The following is a 15,064-nucleotide window of genomic DNA, read 5'->3' as shown; positions in this document are numbered from 1 at the left end:
TACCGGCCACCATCACGACTCACCTGCCTCGCGCCGAACAATCCGGCACTTCATCGGAAGCTTGTGAGCAGCGCGGGTGAGCGCCGCCGCCCGTACTCCCGCTTGTTCCCGCGCGCTCTGTGCTCCGTCAGAGGAGCAGTACGCAGGAGGGGCTCGCCACCTCCAGCGGCGGCCCCAGCGGGCGCAGCCGGCCGCTGGACGGATCGAGGCGGAACTGACTCACCGACTGGCCCGCCTGGTTGGCCGCGTAGACGAAGCGGTCCGAGGGGTCCAGCGCGATGTCGCGCGGCCAGCGGGTGCCGGGTGCCTTGGCCGTGACCGGCTGCGATTCGAGCAGGGTGAGCGTGCGGCCGGCGCCGCCGACCCGGAAGGTCTCCACCGTGTCGAGACCGCGGTCGGTGGTGACCAGCAGCCCGGCGCCACGGGTGAGGTGCAGCGCGGAGGGCGCGTTGCGCGGATCGAGGCCGAGCGGGGCGACCGAGGCGTGCGAGACGGGGCGCAGCCTTCCGGTGGTCTGGTCGTAGGTCAGGGCGGTGACCGAGTGGCCGAGCTCGTTGGTGACGTACGCGAGCCGCCCCGAAGGGTGGAAGACGAGGTGGCGGGGGCCGGTGCGGCGGCCGACGAGGGTCCGGTGGGCGAGCGTCAGCCGGCCGGTGCGGGCGTCGAAGTCGTAGACGTGGATGTGGTCGTCGCCCTTGTCGGGCACGAGCACCCGGCTGCCCGCCGGGTCGAAGGCGATCATGTGCGGGTGGGGGCCGCGCTGTTCCACGGGGTGCGGGCCCCTGCCGCGGTGGCGTACCACCTGGACGGCTTCGCCGATCTCGCCGCTCGCGTCCAGCGCGTGGACCGCGAGGTGCCCGGAGTCGTAGTTGGCGGTGAGCAGGAAGCGCCCGGCCGGGTGGACGGCGAGATGGACCGGGGCCGCGCCGTGACTGGAACGGGGCCGGCCGAGCGGGGTGAGCCGGCCGGCGTCGATCCGGTAGGCGTGGACGGCGCCGGTCGCCCCGCCGGGGAGCTGGCTGACCGCGTACAGCACACGGCGGTCCGGGGAGAGCGTGAGGAAGGAGGGGTTCTCGATGCCCCGCCGCCAGCCGGTGAGTTCCAGCCGGCCGTCCGCGCCGACGGTCGCGATCCCGATGCCGGGGAGGCCGGGCAGGCCGTACTCGCCGATGGTGAACCCGCCGATGTACGCCCGCCGGGCCCGCGGTCGCGGGCCGTCGCCGGCGGCGGCGCTCGCGCCGGTCCAGCCGAGGGCGGCCAGGGCGCCGGCCGCGCCCATGGAAAGGACGCGGCGTCTGCTGTACGGCGAGTTCATACGGATGCTCCGAAGACGAGTCCCGGTGAGAACAGGACGGCGAGTCCGCCGGCACCCAGCGCGAGCAGCACCTGCCACCCGCCGCGCAGCCGGCGGAGGCGGTGGCTGCGCCGGGCCAGGACCAGCACCGCGGCGCCCGCGGCCCAGGCGGGCAGCGCGAGGCGCAGCGAGAGCTCGCCGGTGAACAGCAGCCCGGCGCGCGGGCTGATGCACTCGGTGGCCGTGCACACCGCGCCGTGGACCGGTGAGGCGCCCGCGAGGCCCGCGGTCAGGGCGACCAGGGGGACGACGGCGCCGAGGAGGGTGAGCCATACGTACGGGGCGAGTCCCGTACTCCGCCGGGGCCGCCGGCCGGTGAGGGCGAGCGCGGCGAGGGCGGGCACCCAGCCGAGCGCGACCCCGAAGAGACCGGCGTGCGCGGCCTCGGCGAGCGCGTTCCAGACGGTCTCCGGCCGGAGGGGCTCCAGCACCAGCACCAGCAGGCCGGCCGCGGCGGCGAGTCCGGCGGCCGTATGCGCCCAGGTACGGGCGAAGGAGGGGGCGCCGGCCCGTGCGATCAGGACGCCGGCGATCGTGAGCAGCAGCACGGGCGGGCCCGCGGTCACTCCCCAGGGCAGCGGGAACCACGACGCGCCGGCCCCGAAGGGCCCGGACCAGGCACCCCAGTCCCCGAAGAGGGCGGCCAGTACGGCGGTGACACCGGCGGCGACGGCCCCGGCGGCTCCGGAGTCCTGCCCCACGGCGGGCTCCGCCCCGTCTCCGGACCCGGCAGCGGCGGGCGCCGGGCCGGTGACGGCGGGCGCCGGGCCGGTGACGGCGGGCGCCGGGCCGGTGACGGGCTTCCGGGGCCCGGGGCGTCCGGGGCCCGGCACGGTGGCCGTGGGCCCGGACGCCCGGGAATCGGGGTGGGGCGGGGTCATCGCAGGGCCCCGGCCCGGTCGTCGGCGGACGGGTCGGCCTGCGGCGCCAGGGGGGCGGGGTCCGATTCGCGGATGCCGTACTTGGACCACCAGCGGGCCAGCGGCGCCGGGGCCCACCAGGCCCACTTGCCCATCAGCGCCATCGTGGCCGGCACCAGCAGGGCCCGTACGATCGTGGCGTCGACGATCACCGCGATCACCAGGCCCACGCCGATCATCTTCATGAAGAGGATCGACGAGGTCATGAAGCCGCCGACCACCACGACCAGCAGGAGCGCCGCGCTCGTGATGATCTTCGCGGTGCGCTGGACGCCCAGAGCGACCGACTCGACCGGGTCGCCGCTGACTTCCCACTCCTCGCGGACCCGGGAGAGCAGGAACACCTCGTAGTCCATGGCGAGGCCGAAGGCGATCGCGATGATCAGCACCGGGAAGTTGGCGTCCACCGCGCCGATGGCCTCGAAGCCGAGGAGCCCGGACAGGTTCCCGTCCTGGAAGATCCACTTGATCGCGCCGAAGGCGGCGAGCAGCGACAGCAGGTTCAGGATCACGGACTTGAGCGGCAGGAGCAGTGAACCGAAGGCCAGGAAGAGGACCAGGAAGGAGACGACGGCGACGAACAGGGCCATCCAGGGCAGGCGTTCGCCGATCATGTCGACGATGTCGACACGGGACGCGGGCATGCCGGTGACCTGGGCCGTGGTGGCGCCTTCGGGCGGTGCGACCGCCCGTACGTCATGGACCATGTCGTTCGACTGCGCCGACATCGGGTCGGGCGTGTAGCGCAGGGTGACGCGCGCGTCGTCGCCCACGACCGCGGTGGTGCGCGCCTCGGAGATGCCGTCGACCGCGGCCAGCTTCCGCGCGTACGCGTCGACTCCGTCGCGCTGCGGCTGCGCGGGGCCGTCGAAGCGTACGACCGCGGTCATGATCTGGGCGGGGTTGACGTCGAAGTCCTGGCTCAGCTGCTTGCCGACCACCTTCGCGTCGGCGCCGGACGGCAGCACCCACTCCCCCGGGCGCGCCCAGTTGACGCCGAGCAGCGGGGCGCCGAGGCCGACGAGGACGGCGACGATCGCGAGCGTGGACAGCAGCGGCTTGCGCATCACGGCGTGGGCGGTGCGGTACCAGCGGCCCTGCGTCTCGGCCACGGGGGCCCGGCGGCGGCCGCCGGGGAGGGGGATGCGCCACTTGTCGATGCGGTGGCCGGTGTAGCGCAGCAGGGCGGGCAGGAGGGTGAGCGAGCCGACGACCGCGAAGGCGACGACGGCCACGGCCGCGTACCCCATGGAGCTGAGGAAGCGGGACGGGAACAGCGTCAGGCCCGCGAAGGAGATGGCGACGGCGAGGCCGGAGAAGGCGACGGTGCGGCCGGCGGTGGCGGTGGCGCGGTGCACGGCGGTGTCCACGTCGGCGCCCGCGTGCAGTTCCTCGCGGTAGCGGTTGACCAGGAAGAGCGCGTAGTCGATGGCCAGACCCAGGCCGAGGATGGTGATGACGTTGATGACGGTGCTGGAGATCTCGGTGAACATCGTCAGGACGCGCAGCACGACGAAGGAGCCCAGCGCGACGAACGTGCCGACGGCGAGCGGCAGCAGCGCCGCCACCGCGCTGCGGAAGATGAGGACGAGCAGCACCAGCAGGATCGGCACGGAGAGCATCTCGGCCCGTGCGATGTCCGAGCCGGTGAGGGAGTTGACCTGCTCGGTCATGGCGGCGACACCGCCGTAGCGGACCGTCACGCCCGGTACCTGGAAGGACTCCTTGATCGTGGCGAGCGACTCGACCTGCTCCTGGTCCACGTCCGAGGTGAACTGCACGGTGGCGTACGTCGCGTGCCGGTCCTCGGAGACGTACGCGGCCTTGTCCTGCGAGCCGGGTTCCCAGAACGAGTTCAGCCGCTCGATGTCCTCGCGCGGCACGCCGGCGAGCGCCTTGCTCACCCCGTCGGAGAAGGCGGGGTCGTCGACGGTGCGGTCCTTGTCCTCGTACAGGACGATGAGGTCGTTCGACTCCCGGCCGAGCGGTCCGTCGAGGACCTTGTCGGCGGCGACGGACTCGCTGGCCGGGTCGTCGAAGCCGGCGCCGCCGGTGAAGGAACCGAACACACCGGTTCCCCAGACACCGGCGAACAGCGTGAAGACCACTGCCGCGACGACGACCCATTTGCGGCGTCGTGCGGTGAACTTGCCAAGGGCGGCAAACATTTCTTTCCTCCGTTGGTACGAGACGGCCGGGCGCGCGGGGGGCGCCGCTCGTGGTGTCATTCGGCGGCCGCGAGCTCGGCGCTGCGAGCCTGCGGTCCGGGGGGCGGGTCTCCTGCCACGGGCTTCTGCCGCGGGCGGCGGATCAGCAGCGCGGCGACCGCGCCGAGCGCGACCACGAGGGCGCCGAGCCACAGGGCGGGTTGCAGACCGGCGGTGAACGCCGCCGCCCCGGCCCGCGGTCCGTCTGCCACGTGGCCGGCCGAGCCGTGGGTGAACACCGTCGTCAGTACGGCGATGCCCAGCGCTCCGCCGAACTCCCGGACGGTGTTGTTCACGCCGGACGCCGTGTTGTGCTCGCTCTCCTCCACGGAGGCGATCACGGTGGCGGGGTTGGCGGCGAAGACCAGGCCCATGCCGACGCCCGCCAGGGCCATGGGGATCACCATCGCCGCGTACGGCAGCCCGGGGCCGATGACCAGCGCGAACCAGGCCAGGGCGACGGCCTGCAGAGCGCAGCCCAGCGCCTGGAGGACTCCGCCGCCGATCCGGTCCACCAGCAGGCTCGCCAGGGGCACCACCGCCATGGGCGCCGCGGTCCAGGGCAGGGTGCGCAGGCCGGCCTCGAAGGGCGAGTAGCCCATCGGGCCCTGCATGAACTGCGCGAGGAAGAAGATGGAGCCGAAGACGCCGAAGTACATGGCCAGGGAAACCGCGTTGCTGAGCAGGAAGGCGGGGAGCCGGTACAGGCGCAGCGGCACGAGCGGGCGGCTCGTGCGGCGTTCCCAGACGACGAAGCCGGCCAGCAGTGCGGCGGCGGCCACCAGGCCGAGCAGGGCGCCCCGGTGGCTCCAGCCGTGCTCCGCGGCCTGGACGACGCCCCATACGGCGGCGACCACGGCCCCGGCGACGAGCGTCATCCCGGCGATGTCGAGGTGGCGCTGGGTGCCCCTGCTCTCCTTGAGGGCCCAGAGCGCCAGCGGAACGGCGACCACTCCCACCGGAACGTTGATCCAGAAGATCCAGCTCCAGTCCAGGCCCTCCGTCACGAGGCCGCCGGCCAGCGGGCCGAACGCGATGCCGAGCCCGTTGACTCCGCCCCAGACCCCCACCGCCAGATTGCGCCGCTTCTCCGTGACGGCGGCCACCGCCAGCGTCAGCGAGACCGGCAGGATCATGGCGGCGCCCGCGCCCTGCGCCACCCGCGCGGCGACCAGTTCACCGATGGAGCCCGCGAGGGCGCAGGCGGCGGAGGCGGCGGTGAACAGGACGACGCCCCAGACGAACACCCGGCGGCGGCCGATGCGGTCGCCCAGCGCGGCGCCGGCCAGCAGCAGGCCCGCGAAAGGCAGCACGTAGCCGTTCACGACCCATTGGAGTTCGGGCTGGGTGGTACGGAAATCACGGGCGATGTCCGCCAGCGCGTTGGTGACGACGAGGTTGTCGAGCGACACCATGAACATGGGGACCGATGTGGCCAGAAGTGCCCACAGCACCGCTGAATTCTTGTGCGACACGTCAGCCTCAGGCTTCCTTTTCTCAGCAGAGCGACTCGGCAGAGCGGCAATGCGAGCATTTCAGTGGCGAGGGGAGAGGGATATTCACGCGAGGTGGAATCCCTCATGTCTCTTTGGAGGCAGAGGCGTTCGCCGCGGCCGGCACCGCGGTACGCCGCTGGGCGAGCCAGGCGACCGCGCCCACCGCCAGCGAGAGCCCGAGCCCGAGGGCGACCGAGACGACCGGGTCGTCGCTCATCGCGCCGCCGAAGTAGCCGACGCCCACCGAGTACGCCGCCCAGACCGCCTCCGCCAGGGCCGCGCCGATCGCGAACTTGTGGACGGGGTAACCCGCGGCGCCTGCCGCGAGGCCGCCGAGCAGCCGTCCGCTCGGCAGGAAGCGCACGCCGATCACGAACGGGATGCCGCCGCGCTGTATGCGCCCGGCGGCCCAGTCGAAGAGCTCGCCCTGGCGCTTGCGGGAGGCCACGCGGCGGCGTACCGATCCCCCCGCCGACCAGCCGAAACGGTGGATCAGGAGGTCGCCGAGCAGGGCGCTGCCGGCCACCGAGAGGAGCACGAGCGTCAGTGACATCTCGCCCCGGGCGGCGAGCATCCCGCCGGTGACGAGAAGCGCGGCGTTGGGCAGCAGCGGCGGCAGCGTCGTGATCGCCAGGATCGCGTACGCCCAGCAGGCGGCCCCGGCCATGCGGGCCGTCAGTCCGGACGTGATGTCGATCCATCCCACGAGCGATGCGAAGTCCATGGTCAGCCCCTCATGCCGCCGCTTACGGAGGCCCTCAAGTCGGGTGCGCAATGCTCCTTTGGAAACATCCGCCGGATCGTTGGTGAGTCATGACCCCTGGTCACAGGCCCACTAGCGTCGATGTCGCGGTCCGGAGGGCGCGGTCTACCGGCAACTCCTCAACAACCATAACTTAGGCTATCGATAGTTGCACTATCACTTTCGGCGCAGCACCTCGGTGCCGCCGTACGCACCGAGGGTGCGGCCCCATGACGCAGGAGAGGCCATGACGGACGTGACGCTGTTCTTCAGGGAGTTCGCCCGGACCCGCCGGGACACCGGGGCCATCGCCCCCAGCAGCCCCCTGCTCGCCAGAGCGCTGACCCGCTACGTGGTGCCCTCTGCCGACCGGCCGCGCGCGGTACTCGAGGTCGGTCCGGGGACGGGCGCCGTGACCAGGCACATCACCGCCTCGCTCGGCCGGCTGGACACCCTCGACCTCGTCGAGGCGAACCCGCGCTTCGCCGCCCTGCTGGCGCGCACCTACCGCCACGAACAGCGGCTGCGGCTGCTGACCGGCCTGGTGCAGGAGCACGAACTCGGCTCGTACGACACGATCGTGTGCGGCCTGCCGTTCGCGAACTTCGACGCGGCGACCGCGCAGGACATCTTCGACCGGCTGATCGGCGCCCTGCGTCCCGGCGGCACCCTGTCGTTCTTCGCCTACGCCGGGGTGCCGCCGCTGCGCAGGGCGTTCACCCGGGGCGCGGCGCGCGAACGGACGCTCGCGGTCCAGGCCGTGGTGGGCGGGACGCTGCGCAGCCACGCCTTCCGCACCGAAACGGTGCTGGGCAACCTGCCGCCGGCCCGGGTGCACCACCTGGCGCCGCTGGCCAGCACGGCGTACATCGGCTGAGCCCGCGCCGTCCGGCGGCGGACGGCGGGCGGCAGGCGGCGGACGGCAGACGGGCCCGAGGTTGCGGCCGGGCTAGGCGGAGTGCGGCTGCCGCTGCACCCGCCGGGAAGCGTCCTCCTGGGCGATCCTGCGCAGTGCCGCCATCGCCGCGTCGCCCAGGACCGTGCCGAGCACCGCGCTCTCCACCTTGCCGTCCGTGCTGGGCACCTGCGCCAGGACGGCCAGCTCGGCGGTGGCCAGCTCGGCGGCCGCCTCGGCGTACCCGTCGAGCAGGGCCAGCAGATCGCCCCGGTCCAGGTCCCGGTACGTCAGCACGATCTGGACCAGCGCCTTCCACCCCGGGTTGTCCGGTTTCGTCGCCCAGCCGTGGCGCCGTACCAGTTCGGTGACCTCGCGCTCCGCGCGCTCCCACTCCTCCTCGGTGCCGCGGTTCGCCGTGATCCTGGTGACCGCCGACTGGGCGGCGCCGAGCATGCCGTGGACCGTACGGGCCGGGGAGTCGACCTCGGCGAGCACCTCGCGGGCGGCCACGATGGACAGGCCGCCGACCTCCAGCATCGCGCGGACGAGCTTCAGCCTGCGCACGTGCGCGTCGGCGTACTGCACCTGGTTCGGGCTGGTGCGCTCACCGGCAGGCAGCAGCCCCTCCCGCAGGTAGTACTTGATGGTGGGAACCGGAATTCCGGTGCGCCGCGCCAGCTCTCCAATACGCATCCCCCGAGCATAACCGGACCCGCAACCCGCCCGGCCCCCTCGCGAATTCCCCTCTTTTATCGCGCTTGAATTCGCGCTCGACCCCGGCTTCATCCGGCGCTGCGAGGCTCTCCGTACCGGTACCCGATTCCAAAGGAACAGGTATGACCACACAAACGGCCCCGGAGATTCCTTCGGCACCCGTCGAGCTCAGTTACGGACGCACTGTCGACCGCTCGCTGGTGCACCGGGCCGCGGTGTCCGAGGTCTTCGTCACGGACATCCTCCCGCTGGCCCTCAAGAAGGTGCGCGCAGCGGTGCAGCTACCGCTCATCCACGGCTACTACAGCGATCATCTGCAGCGGCCCGCCCTGTACGACGCCCTGCTGCTGCTGGAATCGGGACGGCAGGCGGCCATCGCCGGTTCGCACACCCACATCGGCCTCTCCGAGGGCACCACGATGATCGTCGACTCCTTCCGGCTGTCCCTGACCGGGCTCAAGGAGCTGCTGATCGGGCCCGAGCCCGGCCGGCTGCGCATCGACACCGACTACATCGGACGCCCCACCCGGCGCGGCCGCTACCGCAAGGGCAAGGTCGCCCAGCGCTTCTACATCGGGGACACCGAGGTGGGGGAGCACGAGATGGACGTGCTCTTCATCAACCAGCACGAGAACGAGGTGCTCCGGCACGCCCAGCGCGGCACGCCGGCCCCCCTCACCTCCGACTTCCCCGGCCAGGGTGCGGGCGCCGACGGCTCCCGGCAGGTCGAACCGGCCCGGGTGGGCCGCGGCAACCCGCTCAACGTCGTGCTGTCCCGGGCCGAGAGCTCCCCCACGGAAGTGGCCGCCCGGGTCACCCCGTGGTTCGCCAACCGGGGGCTGTTCGACCACGTCTACGACCACCTGCCGGCCATGACCCTCGTCGAGGCCGCCCGGCAGCTGTCGTTCCTGGCGGTGGACGAGCCGCTGTCGACGTACGCCGTCGGCTTCGAGGCCCGGTTCTCCCGCTTCGCCGAACTGGACGAGACCGTACGGGCCACCGCGCCCCGGCCGCGCCTGGTCGGCGGCCGCGGCGAGGTGCCGGTCCGCTTCCTCCAGGGCGACGCCGAGATCGCCCGGGTGACCGTGACCCTCGCCTCCGGGAGTGAACTGTGAGCACCGAACGCCTGGCCGTCTGGACCGACTTCGGCGGCGTACTGACCCCGTCCATCGCCCACACCATGGGCACCTTCTGCGCCGGCCAGGGCCTCGACCCCGCGGTGCTCCAGCAGGCGCTGGGGAAGGTGACGGCGCGGTACGGCACCACCGACATCATGGAGCCGATCGACACCCCCCTCGTGAGCGAGGAGGAGTGGCTCGGCCAGGTCTCCGAGGTGCTCGCGGCCGATCACGGCGTGCACGGCGTGCGGCTGACGACCCTCGCCGACGCCTGGTTCGACGGCCGCGAGACGAACCTCGCCTGGGTCGCGGCGCTGCGCAAGGCGCGCGAGCGCGGTGCCTTCGTCGGGATGCTCTCCAACATGGTGCCGACCTGGGACGCGCACTGGCGCCGCATGGTCGACCCGGACGAGCTCTTCGACGACGTACTCCTGTCCTTCGAGGCGGGGCACCGCAAGCCGTCGCCCGGCATGTTCGCGCTCGCCGCCGAGCGGGCGGGGGTGCCGGCCGGGCGCTGCGTGCTCGTCGACGACCTCGCGCACAACTGCGCGGGGGCCGAGGCGGCCGGCTGGACCGCCGTCCACTTCACCGAGACCGCGGCGGCGGTGGAGCGGCTCGACGAGCTGCTGTCCGCTTCAGACATTTCACCAGCAGCAGAAGGGAACTGATTCCGTGAGCCGTTCCGTGCTCATCACCGGCGGGAACCGGGGCATCGGCCTCGCCACCGCCCGCGTTTTCGCCGCCCAGGGCGACAAGGTCACCGTCACCTACCGCACGGGTGAGCCGCCCGAGGGGCTGTTCGGCGTGCGCTGCGACGTGACGGACCCCGTTTCCGTACGCCGCGCCGTCGACGAGGCCCGCAGCCAGCACGGCCCCATCCAGGTGCTGGTCTCCAACGCCGGGATCACCCGCGACCAGCTGCTGGTCGGCATGGAGGACGACGACTTCCGCAGCGTCATCGAGACCAACCTGATGTCCGCCGTCACGGTGGCCAAGGAGGTCGTCCCGGACATGCTCAAGGCCCGCTGGGGCCGTGTGGTGTTGATGACGTCGATGAGCGCGCTGGCCGGCGCCCCCGGCCAGACCAACTACGCGGCGTCCAAGGCCGGTCTGATCGGTTTCGGCCGCTCGCTCGCCCGTGAGGTGGGCAAGCGGAACGTCACGGTCAACATGGTCTCGCCCGGTCTGATCGAGACCGACATGGTCAAGGACGTCACCGACGCCCGCCGCGAGCACGTCCTCGGGCAGACCTCGCTCTTCCGGGCCGGCCGGCCCGACGAGGTCGCCCACGTCGTGCGCTTCCTCGCCAGCGAGGAGGCCTCGTACGTCACCGCCGGGATCATCCCGGTCACCGGCGGTCTCGGCGTCGGCCACTGATACCCCCCGCACCCCGCCCCGCTCCCGTTCCCAAGGAAGGAAACCCATGTCCAACGCCACCGTGCTGGAGATCTCCCAGCAGATGGGCAAGATCTTCAACGACCTGGACGAGAAGGTCGCCCACGAGCTCGTCGCCCCGGACTTCGTCGACTACGAGGCCTCGCCCGGCACCCCCGGCGGCCCCGCCGGCTACCTCGGCACCGCCCGCTGGATGAACAGCGTGTTCTCCGAGGCCGCCTGGGACCACATCGACAGCTTCGCGGACGGCGACAAGGCCGTCATCCGGGTCCGCTTCACCGGCATCCACACCGGCAACTTCCTCGGCTTCGAGGGCACCGGCAACAAGGTGGACGTCGAGCACATCCACATCTACCGCGTCGGTGACGACGGCCTCGTCCACGAGCACTGGGCCTGCCGCCAGGACCTGTTCCTGCTCGCGCAGATCGGCGCCGTCGAGCTGAAGCTGCCCCCGGCGGGCACTCAGGCCTGACCGGCCCCACGCACAGACGGACCGCCGGCCCCCTCGGGGACCGGCGGTCTTCGCGTTGCGGATGCGCTTTCAGGTGTACGTCCCTCAGGTGTACGTCGCCGAGGCAGTCGGCGCCAGTACGGCCCGGGTCCGCGCCAGCACCTTCGACGCGCCGCAGCGCACCGTCAGGTCGACGCGCACCGACCCGTCCGCCCGGATCTCGCCGGCCGTGCCCTCGACGGTGAGTTCCACCCCCTCGGCGGTGTCGGGCACCAGCACGGGACGGCTGAAACGGGTGCTGTACTCACTGACGGCCGCGCCCTCGCCCGCCCAGTCGGTGACGGTGGTGGCCACCAGTCCCATGCTGAGCATGCCGTGCGCGATGACGCCGGGCAGTCCGACGGCCGCGGCGCGGGAATCCGACCAGTGGATGGGGTTGTGGTCGCCGGAGGCAGCGGCGTAACGCACCAGATCGGTGCGGGTGATGCGGAAGGTGCGGGTGGGAATCCGCTCGCCCGTGACCGTCATCGCTCACCTCGCGAGACGAGCGTCGACGTCGTGGTGCACACCGGCGCCCCGCCGTCCGCCTCGCGGATGTGGCCGCGCAGGGTCACCACGTCGTTGCCGTCGACGGTGTCCGCGGCGACCACCTCGACGGTGACGGTGAGCCGGTCGCCGGACCTGACCGGGCGCACCGAGTCGAACCGCTGGTCGCGGTGGACCACGCGGGAGAAGTCGAAGCCGAAGCCGGGGTCGTCCACCACCTGCTTCTCGGCGTGCATCGACAGCACGATGGGGAAGGTCGGGGGCGCGGTGCGCCCGTCGCCGGGGTCGGAGCCGACGGCGAGCGCGAACTCGCGGATCTTCTCGCGGCCGACTTCGTAGGGCTCGGTGGGCGGGTAACTCCGCCCGGCGTACGCCGTGTTCATGGGACAGGGCTCCTTGTCTTCGGTCGGTCTTCGGTCGGTCTTCGGTCGGACGGACGGGCAGACATGCAGCGGCGCCCGTGGAGGGAGAGGTCACGGGCGCCGCTGCTGTCCGGGGGGGGAAGGGGGGTGGTCGGGGTGGTCGGGGTGGCCCGGGGTGGTCCGGGGCGGGACCGGGGTGGCCCGGGGCGGGACCGGGGTGGTCAGCGAAGCGGGCTGCGCACCACCATCGCGGCCGCGTTCCCGTCCCGGCCGACCGAGGTGACCAGCGCGTACACCCGCTCGGCCGGCGGCTGGGCCTGCCACAGGGCGAGCAGGGCGGCGAGCTGCATCGCACCACTGGCGCTGTACGTCTCACCGAGCACATCGGCGACCCGTACGGTGCGCGGCAGCCCGCCGCCCAGCGCGGCCCGCACGCCGCGCTCCTCGATCCGCTCCAGACCACGGTGGTGGACGGCGCCGAGGGAGACGACGTCCACCTCCTCCGGGCGGACCCCACTGCGGTCCAGGGCGCGGGTGACGGCCCCGGTGAGGCCGTCGGCGTAGTCCCGCGCGTCGGCGGAGAAGCGCACCTCGCAGGCGAGCAGTTCGGCCAGTACGTCCGCGTCGTCCGCCGGTGCCTCCCGCTGCACCGTGAACACCGCGCAGCCCTCGCCGAGCGCCGCCCGCTCCTTCAGCACCCCGGTCCGGTGCCAGGCCCAGGCCGCGGGGGCGCTGAGTTCCTCGGCGCCGCCCACCAGCAGCCGGTCGACGCGGTCGAGCGTGAGAGCCAGACGCGCGTGCCGGAAGGCGAGCAGCGAGGCGGTCTGGCCGCCGGCCACCGTGGCGTTGAGGCCGCGCAGTCCGTTGCGGATGGCGACCTGTCCGGCGGCGCAGTTCATCACCGTGTTCGGGAACTGGCCCGGGTTGACCAGGTACGGCTTGTCCAGGGTCAGCGTGTCGTGCAGCAGGGCGCTGTGGCTGGAGACGGAACCGGTGTTGGTCGCCAGTACGACGCCGGTGCGGTCCCCCGCGACCTCGGTGGCGTCCATGCCCTCGATGGCCTCCTTGCAGGCCACCAGGCCGAAGGAGGTGAGCCGGTCCAGGTACTTGGTGCCCTTGCGGCCCAGGTGCGCCTTCACGTCGAAGCCGTCGACGGCCCGGACCGGACGGGGCGGGTACGCGGCCCCGTCCTCGCCGGCCGGCTCCCCGGCCGGCCCGGCGCCGGAGCGCAGCAGCCCGGCGAGCGCGGCGAGGCCGTGGCCGGCCGAGGAGACGACGCCGGCGCTGGTGACGTAGAGCGGCCGGGTGGCCGTCCCTGTCCCGGCCGCGGCCGCTGTGGCGGTCGCCGTGGTCACGAAACCCTCCCGAGGATGGTGATGACGTTGTTGCCGCCGAACGCGAACCCGTGGTTCTGCACGATGTCCAGGCGGGCCTCGCGGCCGGTGCCCGGTACACAGTCCACGCCGTCGCCCAGCGCGGGGTCCGCCTCGGTGACATTGGCGGTGGGCGGCAGGAAGTCCTGCTCCAGCGCCTTGCAGCAGGCGATCGCGCCGAAGCCGCTGGCCGCGCCCATGGTGTGGCCGAGCATCGACTTGATGGAGCTGATCGGCGGTATGCGACCGCCGAAGACCTCGCGGGCGGCGGCCACTTCGGTGGTGTCGTTGGTCGGGGTGCCCGTGCCGTGGGCGCAGATGTAGTCGATCTGCTCCGGTTCGACGCCGGCGTTGCGGTGCGCGGCGCGGATGCACGCGGCGATGCTGGCCGCGTCGGGGTGCACCATGTGCGTGGCGTCGCAGTTGGCGGCGTACCCGAGGATCTCCGCGTAGATACGGGCCCCGCGCTCCCGTGCGTGCTCCAGTGTCTCCAGGAGCAGTACGGCGCCGCCCTCGCCGGTGATGATGCCGGTGCGGTCGGCGGCGAAGGGGCGCGGCAGGTCCTCGGCCATGGCGCCGAGCGCGTAGAAGCCGGCGTGGGTGAGCCGGTTGACGGCGTCCGCGCCGCCCGCCAGCATCACGTCCGCCTCGCCGCTGCGCACCAGGTCGTAGGCGTAACCCAGTGCGTAGTTGCTGGCCGAACAGGCGGTGGGAATGGTCTGGGTCTCGCCGTGCAGACGCAGTTCGGCGCTCACCGCGTTGGCGATGCGCGAGGCCGGGGTCTGCCCGGCCAGCTCGCCGTCGATGGACTCCAGCCCGTCGGCGACCCACTGCTCGGCGAGCGCCTGGACGACGGCGGACTCACCACTGGTGGTGCCCATGATCGCCCCGGCCCGGCCCTGCTCCAGCTGCTCCTCGCCGATCCCGGCGTCCGCGACGGCGAGCCGGGCGGCCGCGGCCGCCAGCAGGCCGCTGCGGCCCCATGCCGCCGGGTCGAGGCGCTTGAGGTGGTCGGTGGGCTCGAAGTCGGTGACCTCGCCCGCCCGACGGCGCGGGAAGCCGCTCGCGTCGAAGCTCTGGATCGGCGCGGTGCCGTCGGCGCCGGCCCGGACGGCGGACGCGAAGACGTCCGCGCCGATGCCGACCGGCGACACCGCGCCGAGTCCGGTGATGACCACCCGGCGCCGTGGCGCCGAAGGAAGCTCAGCCATGGTTGCTCTCCGCGGCGTGCTGGACGACGGCCTCGACGAGAAGGCTCAGGTTCACCAGGTCGCCGAGTTCCGTCTTGGGAATGGCCACTCCCAATTCCTTTTCTATCCTGGAAACGACGGTGATGAGCGACAGCGAATCGCTGTCGTAGTCGTCGATGAAGTGGCCGCTCCCGGTGAGTTCGCCCTCCTCCAGCTCCAGTTCCTCAATGACGATCCGGCTCACCTGCTCCTGGAAGTCGGCCGCCGTTGCCACAGTCTGCTGAGTCATGCGTCTACC

General features: G+C 72.5%; 16 protein-coding genes and 1 pseudogene. 5 read left to right on the top strand and 12 right to left on the bottom strand.

Translation table 11 applies throughout. The features are described from left to right. Window positions 1–12: 12 nt before the first annotated feature. From ACWDZ4_RS15720 to ACWDZ4_RS15695, 6 genes and pseudogenes are all read right to left on the bottom strand, one after another. A pseudogene (locus ACWDZ4_RS15720) lies at window positions 13–84 on the bottom strand (50S ribosomal protein L16); the annotation flags it as partial. A 43-nt stretch (window positions 85–127) separates the two neighbouring features. Continuing rightward, on the bottom strand, window positions 128–1,315 hold the full coding sequence (locus ACWDZ4_RS15715) for a lactonase family protein (RefSeq protein WP_451508947.1): 1,188 nt from the start codon (window positions 1,313–1,315) through the stop codon (window positions 128–130). After that, complete coding sequence (locus tag ACWDZ4_RS15710) at window positions 1,312–2,055, bottom strand: hypothetical protein (protein WP_451508946.1); 744 nt, start codon at window positions 2,053–2,055, stop codon at window positions 1,312–1,314. Before ACWDZ4_RS15710 ends, ACWDZ4_RS15715 begins: the two co-directional genes overlap by 4 nt. 176 nt (window positions 2,056–2,231) lie before the next feature. Then, window positions 2,232–4,442 (bottom strand): MMPL family transporter, encoded by a 2,211-nt coding sequence (locus ACWDZ4_RS15705; RefSeq protein ID WP_451508945.1) that lies wholly within the window; start codon window positions 4,440–4,442, stop codon window positions 2,232–2,234. 56 nt (window positions 4,443–4,498) lie between these two features. Next, window positions 4,499–5,935, bottom strand: a complete 1,437-nt coding sequence (locus ACWDZ4_RS15700; protein ID WP_451508944.1) for an MFS transporter — start codon at window positions 5,933–5,935, stop codon at window positions 4,499–4,501. Between the two features lie 124 nt (window positions 5,936–6,059). After that, window positions 6,060–6,701, bottom strand: coding sequence for a DedA family protein (locus ACWDZ4_RS15695; RefSeq protein WP_451508943.1), 642 nt, complete (start codon window positions 6,699–6,701; stop codon window positions 6,060–6,062). A 265-nt stretch (window positions 6,702–6,966) separates the two neighbouring features. Here ACWDZ4_RS15695 and ACWDZ4_RS15690 point away from each other — a divergent pair, with 265 nt between their 5' ends. Continuing rightward, complete coding sequence (locus tag ACWDZ4_RS15690) at window positions 6,967–7,596, top strand: class I SAM-dependent methyltransferase (RefSeq protein WP_451508942.1); 630 nt, start codon at window positions 6,967–6,969, stop codon at window positions 7,594–7,596. 72 nt (window positions 7,597–7,668) lie between these two features. Here the strand turns inward: ACWDZ4_RS15690 and ACWDZ4_RS15685 are convergent, their stop codons facing one another. Next, the gene (locus ACWDZ4_RS15685; protein ID WP_451508941.1) at window positions 7,669–8,310 is read right to left on the bottom strand and encodes a MerR family transcriptional regulator; all 642 of its coding nucleotides are present in this window, start codon (window positions 8,308–8,310) and stop codon (window positions 7,669–7,671) included. 143 nt (window positions 8,311–8,453) lie between these two features. On the opposite strand from ACWDZ4_RS15685, the gene ACWDZ4_RS15680 reads away from it, so the two are divergent. Genes ACWDZ4_RS15680 through ACWDZ4_RS15665 form a run of 4 tightly spaced genes read left to right on the top strand, consistent with a single transcriptional unit; the run spans window position 8,454 to window position 11,316 of the window. Continuing rightward, on the top strand, window positions 8,454–9,446 hold the full coding sequence (locus ACWDZ4_RS15680) for an AfsA-related hotdog domain-containing protein (protein ID WP_451508940.1): 993 nt from the start codon (window positions 8,454–8,456) through the stop codon (window positions 9,444–9,446). Then, window positions 9,443–10,117, top strand: a complete 675-nt coding sequence (locus tag ACWDZ4_RS15675) for an HAD-IA family hydrolase (protein ID WP_451508939.1) — start codon at window positions 9,443–9,445, stop codon at window positions 10,115–10,117. Before ACWDZ4_RS15680 ends, ACWDZ4_RS15675 begins: the two co-directional genes overlap by 4 nt. Window positions 10,118–10,121: 4 nt before the next feature. Then, entirely contained in the window at window positions 10,122–10,826 is a 705-nt protein-coding gene (fabG, locus tag ACWDZ4_RS15670) for a 3-oxoacyl-ACP reductase FabG (RefSeq protein WP_451508938.1), read from the top strand. Between the two features lie 46 nt (window positions 10,827–10,872). Beyond that, a complete protein-coding gene (locus tag ACWDZ4_RS15665) occupies window positions 10,873–11,316 on the top strand; it encodes an ester cyclase (protein ID WP_451508937.1) in 444 nt (147 codons plus the stop codon). Between the two features lie 84 nt (window positions 11,317–11,400). Here the strand turns inward: ACWDZ4_RS15665 and ACWDZ4_RS15660 are convergent, their stop codons facing one another. The 5 genes from ACWDZ4_RS15660 to ACWDZ4_RS15640 all read right to left on the bottom strand — a co-directional run bounded on the left by ACWDZ4_RS15660 (window position 11,401) and on the right by ACWDZ4_RS15640 (window position 15,055). Next, window positions 11,401–11,823 carry a MaoC/PaaZ C-terminal domain-containing protein gene (locus ACWDZ4_RS15660; protein ID WP_451508936.1) on the bottom strand — a complete coding sequence of 141 codons (423 nt, stop codon included), beginning with the start codon at window positions 11,821–11,823 and terminating at the stop codon, window positions 11,401–11,403. Further along, entirely contained in the window at window positions 11,820–12,224 is a 405-nt protein-coding gene (locus ACWDZ4_RS15655; protein WP_451508935.1) for an FAS1-like dehydratase domain-containing protein, read from the bottom strand. The genes ACWDZ4_RS15660 and ACWDZ4_RS15655 overlap by 4 nt, the downstream gene beginning before the upstream one ends. Window positions 12,225–12,424: 200 nt before the next feature. Further along, window positions 12,425–13,558, bottom strand: a complete 1,134-nt coding sequence (locus tag ACWDZ4_RS15650) for a beta-ketoacyl synthase N-terminal-like domain-containing protein (RefSeq protein ID WP_451508934.1) — start codon at window positions 13,556–13,558, stop codon at window positions 12,425–12,427. Continuing rightward, window positions 13,555–14,787: a beta-ketoacyl-[acyl-carrier-protein] synthase family protein gene (locus ACWDZ4_RS15645; RefSeq protein ID WP_451508933.1), complete on the bottom strand. Its 1,233-nt coding sequence runs from the start codon at window positions 14,785–14,787 to the stop codon at window positions 13,555–13,557. Before ACWDZ4_RS15645 ends, ACWDZ4_RS15650 begins: the two co-directional genes overlap by 4 nt. Beyond that, entirely contained in the window at window positions 14,780–15,055 is a 276-nt protein-coding gene (locus ACWDZ4_RS15640) for an acyl carrier protein (protein WP_344497144.1), read from the bottom strand. The genes ACWDZ4_RS15645 and ACWDZ4_RS15640 overlap by 8 nt, the downstream gene beginning before the upstream one ends. Between the last annotated feature and the right edge of the window lie 9 nt (window positions 15,056–15,064).

This window comes from Streptomyces sp. NPDC003016, from assembly GCF_053591455.1.
This window is presented reverse-complemented; position numbering and strand designations above follow the sequence as displayed.